Origin of the sequence: Pyxidicoccus fallax, assembly GCF_012933655.1 — a bacterium.
GTDB lineage: Bacteria > Myxococcota > Myxococcia > Myxococcales > Myxococcaceae > Myxococcus > Myxococcus fallax.
On the sequence record NZ_JABBJJ010000126.1, the window covers coordinates 13,238 to 32,144 of the forward strand.

Annotated in this window: 18 protein-coding genes and 1 pseudogene; 4 read left to right on the top strand and 15 right to left on the bottom strand. The window is 72.7% G+C overall.

Features of this window, described 5'->3' with window-relative positions; all coding sequences use genetic code 11:
* Window positions 1-64: 64 nt before the first annotated feature.
* Both HG543_RS25410 and HG543_RS25415 read right to left on the bottom strand, forming a co-directional pair.
* Window positions 65-1,039 carry an RpnC/YadD family protein gene (locus HG543_RS25410; RefSeq protein WP_246357284.1) on the bottom strand — a complete coding sequence of 325 codons (975 nt, stop codon included), beginning with the start codon at window positions 1,037-1,039 and terminating at the stop codon, window positions 65-67.
* An 84-nt stretch (window positions 1,040-1,123) separates the two neighbouring features.
* Window positions 1,124-1,585 carry a hypothetical protein gene (locus HG543_RS25415; RefSeq protein WP_169347444.1) on the bottom strand — a complete coding sequence of 154 codons (462 nt, stop codon included), beginning with the start codon at window positions 1,583-1,585 and terminating at the stop codon, window positions 1,124-1,126.
* A gap of 114 nt (window positions 1,586-1,699) precedes the next feature.
* Between HG543_RS25415 and HG543_RS25420 the strand changes: the two genes are divergently transcribed.
* Window positions 1,700-2,128: a hypothetical protein gene (locus HG543_RS25420; RefSeq protein ID WP_169347445.1), complete on the top strand. Its 429-nt coding sequence runs from the start codon at window positions 1,700-1,702 to the stop codon at window positions 2,126-2,128.
* Between the two features lie 15 nt (window positions 2,129-2,143).
* Here HG543_RS25420 and HG543_RS25425 read toward each other — a convergent pair whose 3' ends face one another.
* Together HG543_RS25425 and HG543_RS25430 are read right to left on the bottom strand one after the other, a co-directional pair.
* Window positions 2,144-3,046: an SWIM zinc finger family protein gene (locus HG543_RS25425; RefSeq protein ID WP_246357288.1), complete on the bottom strand. Its 903-nt coding sequence runs from the start codon at window positions 3,044-3,046 to the stop codon at window positions 2,144-2,146.
* Between the two features lie 52 nt (window positions 3,047-3,098).
* The gene (locus HG543_RS25430; RefSeq protein WP_169347447.1) at window positions 3,099-5,843 is read right to left on the bottom strand and encodes a DEAD/DEAH box helicase; all 2,745 of its coding nucleotides are present in this window, start codon (window positions 5,841-5,843) and stop codon (window positions 3,099-3,101) included.
* A gap of 401 nt (window positions 5,844-6,244) precedes the next feature.
* Between HG543_RS25430 and HG543_RS25435 the strand changes: the two genes are divergently transcribed.
* The gene (locus tag HG543_RS25435; RefSeq protein ID WP_169347448.1) at window positions 6,245-8,182 is read left to right on the top strand and encodes a glycoside hydrolase family 15 protein; all 1,938 of its coding nucleotides are present in this window, start codon (window positions 6,245-6,247) and stop codon (window positions 8,180-8,182) included.
* A 117-nt stretch (window positions 8,183-8,299) separates the two neighbouring features.
* A complete protein-coding gene (locus tag HG543_RS25440) occupies window positions 8,300-8,593 on the top strand; it encodes a hypothetical protein (protein ID WP_246357285.1) in 294 nt (97 codons plus the stop codon).
* 16 nt (window positions 8,594-8,609) lie between these two features.
* Here HG543_RS25440 and HG543_RS25445 read toward each other — a convergent pair whose 3' ends face one another.
* The 3 genes from HG543_RS25445 to HG543_RS25455 all read right to left on the bottom strand — a co-directional run bounded on the left by HG543_RS25445 (window position 8,610) and on the right by HG543_RS25455 (window position 11,121).
* Window positions 8,610-9,326 (bottom strand): hypothetical protein, encoded by a 717-nt coding sequence (locus HG543_RS25445; protein ID WP_169347450.1) that lies wholly within the window; start codon window positions 9,324-9,326, stop codon window positions 8,610-8,612.
* A gap of 96 nt (window positions 9,327-9,422) precedes the next feature.
* Window positions 9,423-10,343: an NmrA/HSCARG family protein gene (locus tag HG543_RS25450; RefSeq protein ID WP_169347451.1), complete on the bottom strand. Its 921-nt coding sequence runs from the start codon at window positions 10,341-10,343 to the stop codon at window positions 9,423-9,425.
* 163 nt (window positions 10,344-10,506) lie between these two features.
* Window positions 10,507-11,121: a hypothetical protein gene (locus HG543_RS25455; protein WP_169347452.1), complete on the bottom strand. Its 615-nt coding sequence runs from the start codon at window positions 11,119-11,121 to the stop codon at window positions 10,507-10,509.
* A gap of 245 nt (window positions 11,122-11,366) precedes the next feature.
* Here HG543_RS25455 and HG543_RS25460 point away from each other — a divergent pair, with 245 nt between their 5' ends.
* Window positions 11,367-11,981 carry a hypothetical protein gene (locus HG543_RS25460; protein ID WP_169347453.1) on the top strand — a complete coding sequence of 205 codons (615 nt, stop codon included), beginning with the start codon at window positions 11,367-11,369 and terminating at the stop codon, window positions 11,979-11,981.
* Here the strand turns inward: HG543_RS25460 and HG543_RS25465 are convergent.
* The 8 genes and pseudogenes from HG543_RS25465 to HG543_RS54615 form a co-directional block, all read right to left on the bottom strand.
* Complete coding sequence (locus HG543_RS25465) at window positions 11,974-12,375, bottom strand: DUF2203 domain-containing protein (RefSeq protein WP_211194164.1); 402 nt, start codon at window positions 12,373-12,375, stop codon at window positions 11,974-11,976. The genes HG543_RS25460 and HG543_RS25465 overlap by 8 nt on opposite strands.
* Before the next feature lie 169 nt (window positions 12,376-12,544).
* Complete coding sequence (locus tag HG543_RS25470) at window positions 12,545-13,582, bottom strand: hypothetical protein (protein ID WP_246357286.1); 1,038 nt, start codon at window positions 13,580-13,582, stop codon at window positions 12,545-12,547.
* A 319-nt stretch (window positions 13,583-13,901) separates the two neighbouring features.
* Entirely contained in the window at window positions 13,902-15,062 is a 1,161-nt protein-coding gene (locus tag HG543_RS25475; RefSeq protein WP_169347455.1) for an alkaline phosphatase PhoX, read from the bottom strand.
* Between the two features lie 453 nt (window positions 15,063-15,515).
* Complete coding sequence (locus HG543_RS25480; protein WP_169347456.1) at window positions 15,516-16,010, bottom strand: endonuclease V; 495 nt, start codon at window positions 16,008-16,010, stop codon at window positions 15,516-15,518.
* A 90-nt stretch (window positions 16,011-16,100) separates the two neighbouring features.
* Window positions 16,101-16,814 (bottom strand): c-type cytochrome, encoded by a 714-nt coding sequence (locus HG543_RS25485; protein ID WP_169347457.1) that lies wholly within the window; start codon window positions 16,812-16,814, stop codon window positions 16,101-16,103.
* Window positions 16,811-18,061, bottom strand: coding sequence for a YncE family protein (locus HG543_RS25490; RefSeq protein WP_169347458.1), 1,251 nt, complete (start codon window positions 18,059-18,061; stop codon window positions 16,811-16,813). Before HG543_RS25490 ends, HG543_RS25485 begins: the two co-directional genes overlap by 4 nt.
* A complete protein-coding gene (locus HG543_RS25495) occupies window positions 18,058-18,705 on the bottom strand; it encodes a hypothetical protein (protein WP_169347459.1) in 648 nt (215 codons plus the stop codon). Before HG543_RS25495 ends, HG543_RS25490 begins: the two co-directional genes overlap by 4 nt.
* Window positions 18,706-18,724: 19 nt before the next feature.
* Window positions 18,725-18,907, bottom strand: a pseudogene (locus tag HG543_RS54615) (WD40/YVTN/BNR-like repeat-containing protein); the annotation flags it as partial.

The following is an 18,907-nucleotide window of genomic DNA, read 5'->3' on the forward strand; positions in this document are numbered from 1 at the left end:
CGGACATGCGGCGCGGCGGAGCGTCTCTTGCCTGTCCTTCTCGAGGGGAATGCGCGGAGGAACATCAAGCTCCGCGGGGGCTCTTGCCTCGGCCGCGCTTGCTGTCTCCACGGGGAGCAGGCTTGGAGACGGGGCCCCGCGCGAAGAGTTCCTGGACGGACCGCACCGTCACCGCCTTGCGCAGCCAGCGCTTGAGCTGGTCGGACCGGGTGCACTCCAGGATTCTCTGGCGGGCCACGGCGTCCACCTTGAGCCCACGTGCGTCGAGCACCTCCAGCAGGGCCACCTTCTCACCCTCCTGGCGGCCCTTCTGGAGGCCCTTCTGGAGGCCCTTCTGGAGTCCCTCCTCGAGCCCCTGGGCCACGTACCGACGGGCGAACTCGCTCTGGTACTCATAGGTACCACTTCTCATCAGCTCCTCCAGGGCGTGCCGCGCCGCCTCGTTGAGCGAGGCCACAGCCAGGTCAACGTAGAGGCGCACCCGCTCCGCTTCAAGTCCCACCACTGCTCCCATTACCGCCTGGGCGATGGTTTGCCCCATCTCTCCATGCCCATGCGCCATGGCCGACAACACCGCCAGCTCCGGCGCTCCCTTCGCCTCCTTCGCGTCCGTCAGCACCGGGATGGCCTCCGGCCCGGCCACCAGCGGCCTGAGCACGAAGCCTGGGTGCCCCAGCTCTATCGGCTGGGCGCACCAGCGCGCCACCGCAGCGTCCGGCGTCACCACCAGCAGCGCCGTGGGGCAGGACACCCGCGAGCGCAGGCTCGTGAGGTACAGCGGCCAGCTCCCGCGCTTGGCGTCGTCCCTCGACAACTGCACCTCCACCACGATGGCGAAGACAGGCCGGCCTTCCCACAGCAGCACCACCAGGTCCGCCCGGTACTCGGTGGGCACCACCTCCGTCAGCTCCGCCGACTCCACCCGCGCCTCGGACCAGTCGGGTAGCCCCACTCCCAGCGCGTCACGCAGCAGCTCCGCCGCCAGCGTGGGGCGATTGCGGAACAACAGCAGGAGCCCTTCGTGCCGCATGGATGTCATGGCACCACCCTACCCAGGGCGTCTGACGTGCGGTTCGCTCCGCCACGGGTGGGAGCGGCCCTGCCGCGACGGGAGTCCCTGGCGCTATGAGCGCTGCGAGCCGGCGGGAGGTCCGCGGACCGGGATGCCGCCCTCCGGCAGGTCGACCCACGTCATCCGGGCGAAGCGCGTGACGCCTCCGCCCTGGGCGAAGGCCAGAAGCCCCTGCCGCTCCTTCTCGAAGTAGAAGAAGGTGCCGAAAGACGCGCCAGCGAAGAAGCTGCCGTGGAGGAAGCCCGCCCTGTCAACCCGGAGCATGGTCAGCCCCTGGATGCTCAGCGCGTTGTTCCCCACGAGCCTGCGGGCACAGGTCTCGATGACACCCTGGAGGGTCTTGTCCTTCGTGGGCTTGCTGACGTCGAGCAACGCGGGAGCGTCCGCGATGTCCATGAAGGTCTGGAACAGCTCGGCGAAGCTCCCTTGTCGCGTACCGTCCGTGCCGAGCGTGGCCTTCCGGAGGGCGTCCAGCTGCGTGTCGAGCTGAGCCGGGTTGTACTTGGAGGTCATGGCCGGAGCTTCGATGTAGCGCCAAGGCGCTGGCAATTCCCATCGTGCCCCATGAGCTGAAGCCGCGAGCTGGCGCCCACCTGCTGAAGGCAGACACAGCGAGTGCTGTCGGCCATGGCCCACGGGAGGGATGAGCAGGCGGGGCCGGAGATTGTCCAGGCGGTGGTGGGGGCGGTGCGGGGCCTTGAAGACGAGCGGAGCAGCTTCTACTTTGACCTGGTCCTGTCCTCGTTGGGAGAGGCGGCCCGCCGAGCCCTGGAGGCGCTGATGAAGAGCGGCAACTACGAGTACCAGACGGAGTTCGTGCGGAAGTGGATCGAAGAGGGACTCCAGAAGGGCCGCCAGAAGGGCCGCCAGGAAGGCGAGGTCATCGCACTGCTCGAGGTGCTCGACGCTCGGGGCATCGAGGTGGGCGCGGAGGCCCGCCAGAGAATCCAGGACTGCACGGACCCGGCGCAGCTCAAGGCCTGGCTGCGCATGGCGGTGAAGGTCGACTCCGTGCAGCAGCTCTTCGAGGAAGCTCCAGCCCCCCAGCCCTGCTGACCGCACGGTCCGCGTTCAGCCCCGCGTTCCTCCTGACTTCGCCGTGCCCTTCCGGCTTCCCGGGCCCTGCTTCCGCCCGGCCTCCTTCTCCACGGGCTGCTTCTTCGGCGCCTTCGCCACGGCCTTCTTCGCCCGGGGCTTCTTCGCCGCCACCTTGCGCGCGGCGCCGTCGCGCCCGCGCGGTGGGGGTTCCGCCCTCGCGTCCGGGTGCGCCAGCTCGATGCCGAACAACCCCGCCAGATCGCTGCCCTGCTCCAGCGTGGCCCCCGACGCGGGCGCGCCCCGGGCCAGTCCCTCCGCCGCGCCGGTGACGAGCTCGGCCCCATTCACCTGCCGCAGCGTGAAGAGCAGCTCCGGCGCGGTGTCCAGCCGCGCCCCCATTCCGTACAGCGCCGCCGCCACGTGCTTGCACATGGACGCGTCATCCGGGCAGGTGCAGGAGAAGGACAGCTCCTTCGGCAGCGGGAAGAGCCCCTCGCCCGGGCGGCACAGCACCTCCATCACCGGCTCCGATAGCCGGCCTCCCAGCAGCTCCATCACCGAGGACACCTGCCCCGCGCACGCCTTCACCAGCCGCCGCCAGCGCGCACCCGGCAGGGGCTTCACCTCCACCGCCACCTCGTACAGCTCGGTGCCGTGCACCCGCGCCTTCACCTTCCCCGGCGCCACCTCCAGGTGCACCACCTGCCCGTTGCGCACGTACGAGCGCCCCCGCGGCAGCCGGTTCGCGAGGTCGCTGAAGGACTCCAGGCTCTCGCACCACGCCTTGCCCCACACCGTGCGCGCCAGGGCGCGTCCCTCCACCACCACGGGCGAGGCGTGGCCACCCTTTCGGCGCAGCTTCTCCAGCTCACGCGCGGCGCGCCGCCTGCGTTCGGCCGCGCTCACGTACTCGGGGAAGCCCTCGTCGAAGAACATCACTCCACCTCACCTTCCTGTTCACACCCGGGGCTCGGACGGGAGAGGGGCCTCATGGCTCACCTCCCGCGCGCTTCACGTCCAGCGAGACGAGCCGCAGCAGCTCCGCGTCCGGCAGCTCCGTCAGCAGCAGCCCGGCGCCTCCCTCCAGCACCTCGCGCGACAGGCCCCGCTTGCCCTCCAGCAGCGCGTCGATGCGCTCCTCCACCGTTCCGCGGCAGACGAAGGTGTGCACCAGCACGTTGCGCCGCTGGCCGATGCGGTAGGCCCGGTCCGTGGCCTGGTTCTCCACCGCCGGGTTCCACCACCGGTCGAAGTGGATGACGTGGCTGGCGGCGGTGAGGTTGAGGCCCGTGCCCCCCGCCTTCAGCGACAGCACGAAGCCGCCCGCGCCCTCCTCCTCCTGGAAGCGCTTCACCAGCGCCGGCCGTTGCCGCACCGGTGTCTGCCCATGCAGCACCAGCGGTGGCCGGGGGAAGAAGCGCGCGAGGAAGGCCGCCAGCGGCTCGCACAGCTCGCGGAAGCGCGTGAAGACGAGCACCTTCTCCTGGCGCGCGGCAATCGTCTCGCACAGCTCCGTCAGCCGGAGGAACTTCCCGCTCTCCTCCGGTGCCCACCGTCCGTCCCCCAGCCAGTGCGAGGGGTGGTTGCACACCTGCTGCAGGCGCATGAGCAGCGCCAGCACCAGGCCTCGCCGCTCCATGCCGTCCACCCGCTGGAGCTGCTCGCGCAGGGCGTCCACCGACTCCTGGTACAGCGCCGCCTGCCTCGGGGTGAGGGCGCACTCGGCGCGGGTCTCCACCTTGTCCGGCAGGTCCGCCGCCACGCCCGGGTCCGTCTTCATCCTGCGCAGCAGGTAGGGCCGCACCAGCTCGCGCAGCGGCCCGTAGCCACCCTCCCGGGCCAGCGCCTTGGTGAAGGCGGTGAACTCGCGCGCCGTGCCCAGCAGCCCCGGCGTCAGGAAGTCGAAGAGGCTCCACAAGTCCCCCAGCCGGTTCTCCACCGGCGTACCGGTGAGGGCCACTCGCGCCTCGGCGCGCAGCGCCTTCACCGAACGCGACTGACGCGCGGACGGGTTCTTGATGGCCTGCGCCTCGTCCAGCACCACCAGCCCCCAGGCCCGGGCCTTCACCCAGGGCACCCGCTCCAGCGTGCCGTAGGTGGTGAGGACGACGTCGTGGCTGGTGACTTCCGCCTCGGGGAGGGCGGCCAATTCCGCGACGGGCCGCGCCGAGGGGTGCGTCACCAGCAGGCGCAGGCTGGGGGTGAAGCGCCGCGACTCCTCCTGCCAGTTGCCCAGCAGCGACGCGGGCACCACCACCAGGTGCGGCGGCCCGGGGGGCAGGCGCGCCTTGCGCCATGCCAGCAGCGCGAGCACCTGGAGCGTCTTGCCCAGGCCCATGTCGTCCGCCAGGCACGCGCCCAGCCCCAGCCGGGTGAGGACGTGCAGCCAGTGCACGCCGGCCCGCTGGTACGGGCGCAGCGTGGCCCGCAGTCCCGGGATGACGGCCTGCTCGGCGAGCGTCTCCGGGCCGCGCAGCGTGTGCAGCGTCTCCTCCAGCCATGGCCCCGGCTGGACGTGGACCCACTCGCGCGCGGCTTCCTCCGGGGCCGCCCCCGTGTCGAGCCGCGCGCCGGCCAGCAGCCGCATGCCCTCCAGGAACGAGAGCCCGTCCGGGCCGGCCTCGCGCCGCACCCGCTGCCAGTGCGCGAGCACCGCCTCCAGCCGCTCCCGGTCCACCTCCACCCACTGGCCCCGCAGCAGTGCCAGGCCCCGGCCCGCGCTGGCCAGCGCGGCCAGCTCCTCGCGCGTGAGGGGCTTGCCGTCCAATGTGAGGGAGACATCGAAGTCCAGCAGCGCCGCCAGGCCCAGCCCCGAGGGCGCGGTCTCGCCCACGCGCACCGTCACCTGGGGCCTGGGGCGCGAGCGCCACCAGTCCGGCACGCGCACCACCACGCCCGCCTCCTCTAGCGCGGGCACCTCCTGGAGGAAGCGCCAGGCCTCCTGGGGCGTCCACGCGAGCGGGTGGAAGAGGTCCTTGCGGTCCAGCAGCTCCTGGACGAAGGGACTCTTCCCGGTGGCGCGCTGAACCGGCGCCAGCAGGGCCCGCAGCGCCGCCGCGTCCGACGCGCGCGCCGAGGCCCGCAGGGCTTCTCCCAGCGGCCGGTGCAGCGGCGTCCCCTTCGGGGAGAGGCCCTCGGTGTAGGTGACGAGGAAGGCGAAGGGCCGCCGCGTGTCGCGCTTGTTCTCCGCCAGGTGGAAGTGGACGCGGCCCACGCCACTCCACAGGGGGTTGAGCGCATGCAGCAGCGCCCGGGGAGGGGACTTCGTCCCGGCGAGGTGCTCGCGCCAGGCGCCGTGGAGGGCATCCCACAGCGAGGCGAGCACGGCGGGCGTGAGGTACTCACCACCTCGCATGGGCGGGGCCAGCGCGGCCTGCCGGGCGAGCGCCTCCGGAGGATGCGTGGGAACGCGCAGCGTGGCCGGGGAGGTATCGAGGGACTCGTGCGCGCAGAGGGCGGTGACGAAGTCGCGGGCGAACTCTCGCCAGAAGGCGAGGGTCGGGGGAAGGACGGTGCCCACCTCCACGGCTCCGAGGTGGAACAGGCCCCGCGCGCCGCCAGGGTCAAAGGCCTCCTTCAGGCGCCGGGCAAGCGGGGCGGGGAGCGGCTCGCCGTCCTGTCCGGCCTCCAAGACGAGGTGGCCCGCGGGCGTGAGCGCCGCGACGAGCGCGGTGTCCGGCGGCGCCTTCTCGGAGGCGGGGCGCGGCTCGCGGGGCTTGGAGGCACGGGGCATACGTATGGCATCATGGGGGTAACTCAGTGAGTAGGGAAGGGACTTCGAGGCCACGCCGCCGCCCGGCTGGCCGTCGCGAAGCCCTCGACGGCTCTCTCGCCCGTTGCTCACGAGCGCTCGGAGAGGCCGCTCCCGATATCGAGACCTGGTGCGAGGACGCGGCTGTTCCGCGGCGCTCCAACGGGCCCGTGGCTGGATGCCAGGAAGGCGGGCCCGCGTCCTGGCCACGGCTTGCCACGGTCGGCGTCGTGCCCCGGGTTGCGCCGCGCGGACGCCGACCCCATCGGTGAGGAGCGGAGGACCGGACGCAGGGCGATCGCGCCTCGGCTTCCGCCCGCGAGGCGTGGGCGCGGGCCGGCGCCTCCCTCTCGGTTCCTCTCGCCTCGCCGGAAGGAGTGCGGATGCGCCGCATCGCCGACTACGCGCTCCTGGGAGACTGTCACTCCGCCGCGCTGGTGGCGCGTGATGGCTCCATCGACTGGGCCTGCTTCCCGCGCTTCGACTCGCCCGCGGTGTTCTGCCGCATCCTGGACGCGCGGCGGGGCGGCAGCTTCGGCATCGCGCCGGATTGCGGCTTCCAGTCCACGCGCCGCTACGTGGAGGACACCAACGTCCTGGCGACGACCTTCGTCACGCCGCACGGCACGCTGGAGGTGGTGGACTGCATGCCGGTGTACCCCGGCGGCGGCGAGAGCGGCACGCACGTGGGCACGCGGCACGCGCTGCTGCGGCGGGTGCGCTGCGTGTCCGGCGAGGTGCCCGTGCGCGTGGTGGTGACGCCGCGCTTCGAGTACGGCGCCTTCGTACCGCTCCTGCGCCTCACCTCGTGGCGCACCGCCGAGGTGGTGGGCGGCGCGGACGCGCTGTGGGTGACGGCGACGCACCCGCTGGTGGCCCGCGAGGACGCGCTGCGCGCGCGGTGGACGCTGCGCGCGGGCGAGGAGGCCTGGGTGGAGGCGGCGTGGACGCAGTCCTTCGTCGAGCGCTCGCCCGAGGACGCGCCGGACCGGGATGACTTCCACCAGCGGCTGGAGGACACGCTCACCTTCTGGCGCACGTGGGCCGCCCGCTGCGCGTACACGGGCCCGCATGCGCGTGTGGTGCGGCGCTCGGCGCTCACGCTGAAGGCGCTCACGTACGCCCCCACCGGCGCGCTGGTGGCCGCGCCCACCACGTCCCTGCCGGAGGAGCCGGGCGGCGTGCGCAACTGGGACTACCGCTTCACGTGGCTGCGCGACGCGTCGCTGACGCTCATCTCCCTGCTGGTGCTGGGCTACCGCGACGAGGCGGATGCCTTCCGCCACTGGCTGCGGCGCACCAGCGCGGGGCGCCCGGAGGACATCCAAATCATGTACGGCATCCAGGGCCACCGCCTGCTGCCGGAGGTGGAGCTGGCGCACCTGGAGGGCCACGGCGGCGCGCGGCCGGTGCGCGTGGGCAATGGCGCGGTGAAGCAGCTCCAGCTGGACGTGCCCGGCGAGCTTCTGGAGGCGGCGTGGCTGTACGTGCGCGCGGGCGGGCCGCTGTCGCGCGCCAACTGGGGCTACCTCGCCGGGCTGGTGGAGGACGTGTGCCGCCGCTGGCGCCTGCCGGACCAGGGGCTGTGGGAGATTCGCGACGAGCCCCGGCACTTCGTCCACTCGAAGCTGCTGTGCTGGGTGGCGTTGGACCGGGGCCTGCGCCTGGCGCGCACGCGCGGGCTGCCGGCGCCGCTGTCGCGCTGGGCCCGAGAGCGCGCGGCGCTGCGCCGCTACCTGCTGGAGTGCGCGAAGGACGGCTGGTTCCCCCAGGCGCGGGACATGGACGCGGCGGACGCGTCCACGCTGCTGATGCCGGCGCTGGGCTTCCTGCCGGTGGCCCACCCGCTGGTCCGTGAGACGGTGCGCGTGGTGCGCGAGCGGCTGGAGGTGGACGGGCTCCTGTATCGCTACCACACGCCGGACGGGCTGGCGGGAGGGGAGGGGACGTTCCTCCTGTGCTCGTTCTGGCTGGTGGACGTGCTGGCCCACGCGGGCCTCTGGGACGAGGCGGAGGAGGTGCTCGACCGGCTGCTGGCGCTGGGCAACGACGTGGGGCTGTACGCCGAGGAGGCCGTGCCCGTCACCGGCGAGGCGCTGGGCAACTTCCCGCAGGCCTTCACGCACATGGCCCTGGTGTCGACGTGCGCGCAGCTGTCCGCCGTCTACTCGGCGCCCTGGCGGCCGTCGCCCCGGCGCGCGTGCGACTTCGCGGGCTTCGCCCTGGAGTTCCTGCTGGCCCGCCGCGACGCGCGGCTGGACCAGCCGCCCGCCGGCTCCAACTCGCTGGTGTTCGTGCGCGACATGGCGCCGCCGAGGTGAGGCGCTCGCCCGGCCGCCCTTCAGGCCCGCGGACGAGGGCGGAGTCGCGTGGCCGGCACGCGCATGCCCGCTGGTCGCCCCCCGGGGCGTGTCCATCTTCGCCCTGGGGAGGTGTTTATGGTCGTCGGCTTCTTGGCTTCGCGGACGGGACGCTGGCTTCGCATCGTGACGGGTGCCGGGATGGTGCTGGGAGGGCTCGCGTCGGGGACGTCCCGGGGCGCGGCCGTGGCGCTCGCGGGCCTGGGGCCGCTCGTCGCCGGCACGCTGGACCTGGTGCTCATCGCCCCGCTCTTCGGCCTGCCCATGCGCGGCGAGGACCTGCGGCGCGAGCTGGGCGTGGAGGAGGAGGCGCCGCTCTTGAACGGGTTCCAGTACCCGGCCACGCGCGCCACCTCCACGACGCTGCACTGAAAGCGCGCCCTTCCCGTCAGCGCCCGCTCACCTGGAAGGGGATGTCGAGCGTGCCCATGGGCTCGCCGGTGTTCGCGTCCACGAGCCGGGCCTGGAGCACGACGCGGCTCTCTCGCGCCGCCACGCCCTGGAAGTAGAGGAAGCCCCCCACGCGGCCGCCGTCGCCCAGGGTGCCCTCGGGCAGCACCTGCGAGAGCATGTCCGCCGTGGGCAGCGGCTCCTGGCACGCCTGGCCGTACCAGTAGGGGTCCGGATAGAAGGGGTTGTAATACGGGCCCACGAAGGGACCGCGCGGCCAGTAGCTCCAGGAGGAGTAGGGCCCGTAGCCCCAGCCCGTGCCGAAGCCCAGGTACAGCGACGTGCGGCCCGAGCCGCCCGTGCCCTGGCTCGCCGAGGCGAGGCCGCCGTTGTTGATGGCCAGCGGCGGCACCGCGGAGTAGCGGAAGCGCGACTCGGTGCCGACGAGGGCGAAGTCGCCGTACTGCAGACGCAGGGGCCGGCCGCTGTGGTTCTCCAGCCGGACGAGCACGGGGGTGAGGCTGCGCTCCAGGTTCTCCGGAGTGCCCTTCCACGCGGCGCCGTCCGCCACGAGCGTCACGCCCGAGGCCTCGGCCCGGGCCGCGTCACTGCCGCCCTGGACGCGCTGGGCGTCCGTCGTGGGACGCAGCTGTGTTTCCGGAATGCAGCCCGCCGCGAGAAGCAGGGCCGCGGCGGCGAGCCCGAGTGCACGCATGAACTTCCTCCTAACGACAAGGGTAGGAGGGTGCGTGGGGCAGGGCCGCGAGAGGCCGTGCCGCCTCGGGCTTCAGGCGGGCGGAAGGGGCCTCACTCAGTGCGGCGGCGCGGGCTCCGCGGCGGCGTGGGGCCAGGCCGGCGAGGTGAGTGCGCTCCAGTCCTGTCCGCGCGCCCAGTCCTCGAAGGTGTGCCAGCGAATCTCCGGGTACTGGTGGCGCAGCGTGAGGATGTCCGCGTGGTAGCCCACCCGGTCCATCCACTCGTACATGGCGGCCATGTCCTCGCTGCGCTCGCGGATGAGGTCCAGCGGCAGCTGCTCGTAGTGGATGCGGTGGCCGCTCACCATGGAGAGCAGCCCCGCGGCCTGCTGGCCCGTCACCTCGTCCGAGGCCACCTCGATGCGCTCCTCCAAGAACCGGTCCGGCTCCTCCAGCACGCGCACGACCAGGGCGGACAGGTCGTCCAGCGCCACCATCTGCAGGCCACGCGTGGGCGGCAGGCCCATGGCGAGCACGCCCGCCTTCAGCCCCTTGCCGAACATGGAGCTGGTGAAGTTCTCCATGAAGAAGGTGGGCCCCAGAATCGTGTAGGGCAGGCCGCTGCGCCGCACGTGCAGCTCCACCCGGTGCTTGGTGTCGAAGTGGGGGATGCCCGTCACCCGGTCCGCGCCCGCCACCGACGAGAAGATGAAGTGCCGCACGCCCGCCAGCCGCGCCGCGTCCGCCTGGTTCAGCCCCTGGTGGACCTCGGCCTCCATGCCGGCCTCGAAGGGCGTCGTCATGGCGTACATGGCATCCATGCCCCGCGCGGCCTGGACGATGGAGTCCACGTCGTCGAGGTTGCCGACGGCCAGCCTGGCTCCCAGCGTGCGGAGTTCCTCGGCGGCGGGTGAGTCCGCACGTCGCACGAAGGCGGTGACGCGGTGGCCGCGATTCAGGAGCTGGCGGGCCACGGCGCCGCCCTGCTGTCCGGTGGCGCCAGTGACGAGCACGGAGCGGAAGAAAGCCATGGGCATGGTTTCGAACCTCGAGACGAAGAGATGTTGGGAAGTTGTGGATGCCCGTGCCCGCAGGCGAGCACGGGCGGGCAGCCTGCACGGACTCCCACCAGGGAACGCCGGGCTGGAGTGCGGGCAAGCCACTCCCCCGAGGGCCCCTGTCCCGCCCCGCTCCGAGTGACTAGCGCTTCTTGCCGGTGCGGCCGCCGGACTTCTCGGGCTTCGCCTCGGCCTTGCCGCCCTTGCCGGCGCGCACCTCCTTGGCGAGGGCCGCCGCGCGGGCGAGGCCCTTGGAGCCGCGGCTCACCGTGCCGAGGGCCGTCTTGGCCACCGTGCCCAGCGCGCGCCCCAGCAGACCCTGCTTCGCGGCCGTCCGGCCCGTCCGGGTCTGGGCGGTCTCCGCGGCGGGCTCCGAGCGCGTCGCGGGCGTCTTGCGCACCGCCGTCTTCGCCGTCCTGCTCGGGCGGTCCTCGGAGGCCGCACCCGCCGTCTTGCTCGCGCGGCCCGTGGTGGCCGTCTTCGCACGGGCGGTCTTCTCGGTGGCCGCCTTGCCGGTGGCGCGCTTGCCGGCGGGACGCTTCGCCGCGGCGGTGCCACGGGCCTCCTTCTTGGCCCGAGCGGCGCGGCGCGCCTGGAGGCGCTTCACCGTCTCCGCGTGCGCCATGCCGTAGTGGATTTCACCCTGGTTCGCGCCGGGCACCGAGTCCGGCTGCGTCTCCTGCAGCTCGCTCTTCAGCGGCTTCTGCTTGTCCTCGTCGTTGCCGAGCCGGTCCGCCGAACCGACGGCGGCCTGCATGGGCTTCTTGGCTTGGAAATGGTCGAAACTGTATGGCCTGGGCATCCCGCACTCCTCCTGTACCGAGCGCTCGCGCGCCCTCCCTTCCGCACAAGGTAGGAACCCCTTCGTCCAGTGGGCAGGTGTCCACGGATTCTGGACGGCCCGGGTTGCGGACGGACGGACAGTCCAGTGCGGGGACTCTGTCCGGAATTAAAAGCGCGAGCACCACACCGGCCACCGCGCGTGCCATGGTGCCGGCCACCATGAGCAAGCGCGACAAGTCGCAGGAATCGGAGCTGGTGGCCGCCGCACGGGCCCTCGATGAGGGGCTGGAGCGCTTCGAGGCCCTGTCCGAGCAGCTCCAGAAGGCGCCCCTCCAGTCCGAGAAGCACCTGGAGCGCGCCTCCGCCACCCTCAAGAGCCTGGCCGACATGGACGACCAGCTGCGCGCGCGCGTCACCGCGCTGGTGGCGGCCATCTCCCAGGTGCGGGACAGGCAGCAGACCCAGGCCGAGGCCGTCCACCAGAAGGCCCAGGAGCTGCAGGAGCGCACCGAGGTCTTCAAGGACCTGCTGGTGCGCTACGGCAACATGGGGCAGAGCGCGGCCGAGCTGAACGTGCAGATGCAGCAGTTCGCCCAGCAGCGCCAGCAGGCGAAGACGGCCGAGGAGACGGCGGCGCTGGCCAGCACCTTCCAGGCGCTGCACGAGCGCATGGGGCAGGTGGCCGACGAGGCGCAGTCGCTGTCGCAGGCCGCGGACGAGAAGGAGTTCGGCGACGTGGCCCGGCAGGCGGACTCGCTGCGGCAGCAGATTCTCTCCGCGCGCAACAAGATGTCGCTGCTCCAGAAGAGCCTGGGCGGGCCGGGGGCTAGCTGAGGTAGGTGGGGGCGAACTCGTCGGGGCTGTCGATGGGGCGGCGTCCGGCGAAGCCGTCCTGCAGCTCGTGCCAGTGGGTGACGGAGGGCTCGCCGAAGCGCCAGCAGAGGAACACCGGGTCGTCCCCCCGGTGGGCGCGGAAGTCCACGAGCCCGTCGGCGCCCTTGATTTCCAGCCCCATCTCCTGGAGCTGGAGCAGCTCGCCGCGGATGCGGTCCAGCAGTGCGTCCCGCTCCTCGCGGAGGGTGTTCAGGTGCGCCTCGGTGGCGCTTTCGCGTGAACCCAGCGCGTCCGCGAGCCGCTCCGCCCGGTCCACCCAGGGACGGACACGCTCGAAGGTGCGGGTCAGCAGCGGCACCAGCCGGTTGGCTTCTTCCACGCTGAAGTAGCGCATATGTCCGGGGGAGCATGCAGCGGCCAGGGACATCGCCGCCACTGTCTTGGGGCACGGTGGGACAGTCGTTGCGTCGTGAGCGCGGGGCTCCACCGGGCATCGGAAGGGGTTGCGCCGCGCCGGTCGGTCCAGCGCGTCTTGGGGAGGCGTCGCGCCGCGCGCCCGGGGGTCAACCGCGCATCAGGGAGGTGAGGTTGTCGGCCAGCCAGCGCTGGGCGGCCTCGCGCAGGGGGAAGGCGGCCTCGCGGGCGAGGAAGTCGGGGGTGTGCTCGGGGGCGCAGCGGCCCTCGGTGTCCCCGGTGTCATCCTCCGGCCGGGAGAGGTCGGCGTGCAGCATGGCGTGGAAGACGAGGTAGTCCACGGCGTAGGCGGGGACGCTCGGCCGGTCCAGCGCGGGGTGGATGCGAATCTCGCGCAGCCGCGAGTCGTAGCCGCCCAGGTGGATGCTGCGGCGCCGGGCGCGGCCCGGCTTGCGGGCCCAGCCGATGTCCACGCGCACGCGGTTGGCGAAGTAGGTGGCGTTGAGGCGGGCGAAGTGGGCCTGGAGGTCGAAGCAGCGGCCGCGAGAGCGCAGGGGCGCGCCCCGCTCGCGGCGCACGAGGGTCCGCCGCGAGTGGGCGTAGGCCTCCAGCACCTCGCCCGCGGCGGCGTCGTTGCGGCTCGCGTAGCGGGCCATGGCGTGGACGACCTCGTCCGGGGCGCCGAGGAAGAGGTGATGCACGCGCAACTTCAGGCCCTCGGGCGTGCGGCGGAAGCTGACGAGGGTGGCGCGGTTGTCCGTGAGGCGCAGGTGCACCGAGACGCCGAGCACCGACGACAACCTGCGGGCCAGGTCCGACGCGAGGGGAATCGCGTCCTCGCGCACGGGCAGACGGTGCGAGGACTCCGGCGGTGCCTCCGGCTCAGGAGCCTGGTGGCGAGATGCAGCTTCCTCGCCCAAGGGCAGCTGGCGGGTGCGCTCCGGGAGCGTCTGCCGCACCGGAGCCTGGTGGCGAGATGCAGCTTCCTCGCCGAGAGGCAGCTGGCGAGTGGACTCCGGGAGCGTCTGCCGCACCGGAGCCTGGTGGCGAGATGCAGCTTCCTCGCCGAGCGGCAGCTGACGAGTGGGCTCCGGGAGCGTCTGCCACACCGGAGCCTGGTGGTGCTGCGATGCGCTCTCGCGGGACGGCTCGGTGGTCAGCGGCAGCGTGTCCTCGCGTGCCTGCATCCGGTGAGGCGGGGATGCAGCCTCGCGCGAGGGCGGAGGGTGGGACTGCTCCGTGGCTGGGGGAGGCGCGTCCTCATGAGCCGGCACCGGGTGACGTGGAGAGGCTTCCTCACGCGCGGGCACCGGCTGACGCGGTGTCGCCTCCTCGCGCGCGGCACCCTTCGGACGCTCTGGTGCCGGAGCGTCGAACAGCGCGAGCTGGGAGGGTGGGTGCGAGGGCATCCACCGCGAAAGGTAAGCCTCCGGAAGGAACGTTTCCAGAAGTTGGCTGCCTCCCTGCCTGCTGGGGGGAGACACTGTCGGAAACCCTCGCGCGCCGTCAGGCCGCGCTGGTGCGGAAGGGGCCCGTCACCTCGTAGGTGATGCCCCGCCCGTTCGTGCCGCGCTGGGAGCTCAGGTAGAGCCGCTGCCCGTCCGGGCTGAAGGCCGCGCCCGCCAGCTCCGAGCCCCGGTGCCCCATCACCTGGAGGAACGGCGACACCTTCCGGTCCGGCGTGAGCAGGCACACCTGCATGTCGTCCCCGTCCTCGCACACGAACAGCTCCCGCGCGCGCGACACCGTGACGTTGTCCACGCCCACCAGCGGCGCGCCCGGGTAGCGGGACGCGTCGTAGAGCACCTCCAGCCGGTTCGTCAGCGGCGTCAGCGCCCAGACGCGGTTGTCCCGCTTCGTGGTGAAGTAGACGACGCCCCCGTCGAACCAGCACCCCTCGCCGCCGCGGAACACCGTCGTCTCCCGCGCGGCCGGCTGCTCGGACGCGGAGGACTCCGCCGACACTGGCACCCACTCCACCTTCGCGCCCTGGAACACGTCTCCCGTGACTCGCGCGGCCTCCAGCGTGCCCGCCTCCAGCGAGGGCCACTTCGCCGGAGTGAAACGGTAGAAGCGCCCGTCCTGCGTGTCCTCCGTGAGGTACAGCCGCTGGCCCACCGGGTCCACCGCCACCGCTTCGTGGGTGAAGGCCCCCAGCGCGGGACGTGCCACGCCCTGGCCCGGCTTCGTCGGGTCGCACTCCCACACGCGGCCCTGCGGGAACTCCTCGCAGGACAGCCACGTGCCCCACGGCGTGGGGCCGCCCGCGCAGTTGATGCTCGTGCCCGAGAGGATGCGGTACGCGCCCTTCACCTCGCCTTTCGCGGAGAAGCGCACCGCGGACACGCCTCCATTGGGCGACGTCTCGCTGTTGGACGCGTACACCCAGCCGCCATCGGGCAGCGGAAAGCACGCGCCGCCGTCCGGGGCCATGTGCCACGTGTAGTCCGTGCCCGGCACCGTGTCGCCACTGCGAGCGATGACACGCGAGGTGAAGCCAGGGGCCAGCAACAGCCCGTTGGCGTCCGGAGCGCTCGCCATCAGGCCATAGGGGCCGGGACCCGGCTCGGGCGGACCGGCGTACACGCCGCGCCAGTAACCGAGGCTGCCCAGGGCGAGCGCGCCGCCTCCGAGGGCGGTGACGCGCAGGAAGTGACGGCGTTGCATGGGTCCGGTTGTCGCTCAGGTCGCGCCCGCGTGGAAGCCCCCTGAAGCCGCAGTGCGGGACGACCGCCGCACACACGCGGTCCTTCCCGCCCGCCCGGCAGCCAGGGGTGCGGGCCCACGCCTTATACAGGAACGAACACAGGGAGGAACGACATGACGCCGCGGAAGCCGGTGCTGGACGCGGTGCGGGAGCGGGTGCCTTTCATCCAGGCGAAGGGGCCGGAAGCGGAGGCGGCGCGCACCCTGCCCGCGGACGTGGTTTTCGCGGAATGGAACTTCCGTTCCGGAGAGGCGGCCCGGGCTGGCGGGCTTTCGCGGAATGGAACTTCCATTCCGGACAGAGCTGGGGCGCTGGCGGGTCGAGGTGGCTCCTCGGCAGGACTCATGCGCATCCTGGAGGCGCCCCACCCGTGTGTGCCGGGGACGTGCGCGACCGCTCGCGGTGGCCCGCGCTCAGGACTCGCGGCACAGCCGGTCCACCCGGTTCAGCAGGGTGGGGATGCGGGAGGGGCCGTGCATGCGCCGCACGTACTCGGCGGCGGTCTCGGTGCCGAGGCCCACGGCGGTGACGAACAGGGGCCGCAGGCTCTGGCCGCGCAGCACGGGCAGGGCGGGGCCGGTGGTGACGTAGGCCGTCTTCGCCACGCCGATGACGGGCACGGTGCGCGAGAGCGCCTCGTGCAGGTGGGCGCCCAGGCCGGGCTTGTCCTCGCCGAGCCACACGTAGCCGTCCACGATGAGTGCTTCCAGCGGCTTCTTCACGGCGGACAGCACGCGCAGGAGGTGGGGCAGCTCGCGGCGGTAGAACTGGCCGGGCTCATACGGCGCGGCGGGCGGGCCGCGGTCCACCACGTGCGAGGCCTCCACGCGGTCCGCCCAGTCACGGAAGAGGACACACGCCGCCACGGTGACGTCGTCGCGGTAGTCCACATCCAGGCAGGCGAGCATCGTGTTCCTCTCCTCGGCGGGGCGCGGCCCCGTCACCGGGCCATGACGTGGGGGCGTCACGTGGACTGACCGCCCCCACCCCTCCTGAGGCTACAACTCCAGGAAGGTGAGCAGCGCTCCCAGGTCGGCGTCGGACAGGGCCTCCAGGCTGTACGGCGGCATGTTGCCCCCGACGCCGAAGAACTGGCCGTGCCGCACCTTCTCGATGACCACCAGCGATGGCGGCACGCCGGGGAAGACCTCGTCGTACTCCCGCGTGACTTCCGGCAGCACCGAGGCCAGCTCCGTGTTCCGGCCCGCGCCCGTGTGCGGCTCGCCGTGACAGACCTGGCAGGCCGCGCGGTACACCTCCTGCCCGCGCGCCTTGTCTCCCCGCGCCACCTCGGCGGCGTCCTTCACCACCGTGAAGGGCAGCGGCTTCGCGTCGCGGTTGGGGCTGATGCTCACCAGGTACTCGTACAGCGCGCGGCTCTGCGGCGAGTCCTCCGGCAGCGGCGCCACGCCCCGCATGAAGTTGACGTAGCAGAAGTTCACCGCGTCCAGCAGGCGCGTCTCGTAGCCGCCCCACCAGCTGCCGCGGAAGGCCGAGTCATACAGCGTGTAGCCCGAGTCCAGCCGCCCCGCCGCGGGCGTGGGCGTCGTCGCATGGCACGTGGCGCACGAGAAGCTGTTGAACGTGCTGGTCGACAGGCGCGCGTCGTTGAACAGCACCTCGCCGTACTCGGCGGCCTTCACCGGCGCGTCGTCACCGCAGCCCGTGGCCAGCGCCGCGAGCGCCACCACACTCCAGCCCGCGAGCCTCACGGCCGGCCTCCCAGGAGGCTCACCGAGTCCGGGAAGAGGCCCACCCGCACCGTGCCCACCACCACGCCCTCCATCAGGTCCACCGCGTGCAGCGTGCCCGGGCCCGTGTGGTCTCCCTCGCAGACGACGAGCCCGTACCGCTCGTCGGGCGTCAGCGTCACCTGGTGCGCGTTGACGCAGCCGGCGGACGCCAGGTCCACCTCGCTCCGCACGGTGCCGGTGGCCGGGTCGATGACCGCGAGCGCGTCCGCGAGCTGATACGGCATGTAGAGCGTGCGCCCGTCCGCCGTGAAGGCCCCGAACATGGGCGGGCCGCGCAGCCCCTGCACGGTGCGCAGCGGGTCCATGGCCCGCGTGGTGGGGTCGAGCACCTGCACCTGCCGGCTGGCCATGGAGCTGACCCAGGCCTCGCCCGTGGTGGGCGACACGGTGAGCGCGTAGGGCTCGTGGCGGGGACTCACGGCCGTGCCCGCGCCGGCCGCGACCTTCACCCGCTGCACCGCGGGCGGAGTCGCGGTGAGGTCCACGATGGCCACCTCGTCCGACCAGCAGGCGACGTACGCCGTGCGCTCGTCCGCGGACAGGCGCACCGCGTGCGGCGCGGGGCACACGGGCACCATGGCCTTCCGGGTCATCGTCGCCGCGTCGATGATGGCCAGCCGCGCGTCCATCTTCCGCTCGTCGGTGACGCCCTGCCGCGCCAGCTCGGAAATCTTCAGCGTGTCGAAGTGCGTCTGGTACAGCGTGCGCCCGTCCGCGCTGACGATGACGTCGCCCGGGTTGGGGTCCACGCGCACCGAGCCCACCAGCCGGTTGGTCCGCGCGTCCAGCTTGAGGCAGTACCCGTCATCCGCGCCCGTGCCGTGCGAGCCGTGCGGCCCCGAGCCGCCTCCCGGCACGTAGTTGGAGATGCCCACGTAATAGAAGTCACCCGTGGGGGAGACGGCCGTGTGGTGCGGCCCCTCCAGCTCCACGGGGTTGAGCCCCACCGGCACGCGGGCCAGCTCCTTGAAGCCGGGCGTGCCCACGGTGTCCAGCTCGATGAGGCTGAGCGTGTCGTCCAGGCTGTTGGTGATGAGGATGCGCCCGCCGGGCCCGGGCGGTGGAACGACGGTTCCTTCCACCCACGGGTCCGGGTGCGCGTACTCCAGCTCCTCCGGCGGCGTCACGCCGTCCACCTTCGCGCCGTCGCTACACGCGGCCAGCGCCAGCGCGAGCGCGGGCATCCAGGCTCGCGCCCTGCTCATCGCGCGCCCACCACGCGGATGGTGCGCGGCGCCTCCAGGCGGAACGGGCCCTCCGTGAGCTTGTTCTGCAGGAGGTACGCGCTCGTCACCTGGACGGTCAGGTCCTGGTCCACGGAGCCGCGCAGCGTGTCCCAGGTGGCCGCGTCGAGCCGCCACTCCAGGTTGGAGGTGAGCATCTCCACCGGGCACTGCCGGCCCGGCACCGTCACCTGCACCCAGTAGATGTCACCGGTGAAGGGCGGCAGGTGCGCCTCGGCCGAGGGCAGCACGAGGTTGCCCAGCCACGCCAGCACCGAGCGCCGTTCCTCGCGCGGGCGCGCCGGATGCGAGGGCGTCACCGAGCCGGGACCCGGGCCCGGCACCACCGAGGCCAGTGGCGACGTCCACCGCCACGTGGGCGGCGCGTCGGTGGAGGAGTACGTCTGCCCGGCGGTGGGCGACTCCAGTGTCACCGAGTCCGAGCCGGCCGTGGCCAGCCCCTTCGCGTCCACCAGCGTGCGCCATGCCTCGTCGGTGGCGTCGCCGCCATAGAGCGGCTCGCCGCACGCGTCGGCCTTGTTCTCATCGCCGTCGCAGGCGGGGGCCAGGGCCAGCAGCGCGGCCGCGCAGGAGGTCCACAGGAGCTTTCCAGTGATGGTTTTCATGAGGGGCCTCTACCAGTTGTCAGTGGGAGCGCCGCCGGCCACGGCGCCTCGTGAGGAGGGTGGACAGAAGCATCACGGCCACCGCCGCATTCCCGGGTGCGGCGGCGCAGCCGTCGGATTTCGGAGGCGGGGTCGGCGTGCCCGCGTCGGGAGGAGTGCCCGCGTCGGCCGGCGTGCCCGCGTCCGGGGGAGGAGGCGGGGG

Excerpts from the sequence above, each read along its gene's own strand:
- HG543_RS25490 (WP_169347458.1), bottom strand. The coding sequence starts at position 18,061 with ATGAGCAGGGCGCGAGCCTGGATGCCCGCGCTCGCGCTGGCGCTGGCC.
- HG543_RS25425 (WP_246357288.1), bottom strand. The coding sequence starts at position 3,046 with ATGTTCTTCGACGAGGGCTTCCCCGAGTACGTGAGCGCGGCCGAACGC.
- HG543_RS25475 (WP_169347455.1), bottom strand. The coding sequence starts at position 15,062 with ATGCAACGCCGTCACTTCCTGCGCGTCACCGCCCTCGGAGGCGGCGCG.
- HG543_RS25415 (WP_169347444.1), bottom strand. The coding sequence starts at position 1,585 with ATGACCTCCAAGTACAACCCGGCTCAGCTCGACACGCAGCTGGACGCC.
- HG543_RS25440 (WP_246357285.1), top strand. The coding sequence starts at position 8,300 with ATGGTCGTCGGCTTCTTGGCTTCGCGGACGGGACGCTGGCTTCGCATC.
- HG543_RS25460 (WP_169347453.1), top strand. The coding sequence starts at position 11,367 with ATGAGCAAGCGCGACAAGTCGCAGGAATCGGAGCTGGTGGCCGCCGCA.
- HG543_RS25455 (WP_169347452.1), bottom strand. The coding sequence starts at position 11,121 with ATGCAGGCCGCCGTCGGTTCGGCGGACCGGCTCGGCAACGACGAGGAC.
- HG543_RS25410 (WP_246357284.1), bottom strand. The coding sequence starts at position 1,039 with ATGACATCCATGCGGCACGAAGGGCTCCTGCTGTTGTTCCGCAATCGC.
- HG543_RS25435 (WP_169347448.1), top strand. The coding sequence starts at position 6,245 with ATGCGCCGCATCGCCGACTACGCGCTCCTGGGAGACTGTCACTCCGCC.
- HG543_RS25495 (WP_169347459.1), bottom strand. The coding sequence starts at position 18,705 with ATGAAAACCATCACTGGAAAGCTCCTGTGGACCTCCTGCGCGGCCGCG.
- HG543_RS25450 (WP_169347451.1), bottom strand. The coding sequence starts at position 10,343 with ATGCCCATGGCTTTCTTCCGCTCCGTGCTCGTCACTGGCGCCACCGGA.
- HG543_RS25480 (WP_169347456.1), bottom strand. The coding sequence starts at position 16,010 with ATGCTCGCCTGCCTGGATGTGGACTACCGCGACGACGTCACCGTGGCG.
- HG543_RS25420 (WP_169347445.1), top strand. The coding sequence starts at position 1,700 with ATGGCCCACGGGAGGGATGAGCAGGCGGGGCCGGAGATTGTCCAGGCG.
- HG543_RS25465 (WP_211194164.1), bottom strand. The coding sequence starts at position 12,375 with ATGCGCTACTTCAGCGTGGAAGAAGCCAACCGGCTGGTGCCGCTGCTG.
- HG543_RS25470 (WP_246357286.1), bottom strand. The coding sequence starts at position 13,582 with ATGCAGGCACGCGAGGACACGCTGCCGCTGACCACCGAGCCGTCCCGC.
- HG543_RS25445 (WP_169347450.1), bottom strand. The coding sequence starts at position 9,326 with ATGCGTGCACTCGGGCTCGCCGCCGCGGCCCTGCTTCTCGCGGCGGGC.
- HG543_RS25430 (WP_169347447.1), bottom strand. The coding sequence starts at position 5,843 with ATGCCCCGTGCCTCCAAGCCCCGCGAGCCGCGCCCCGCCTCCGAGAAG.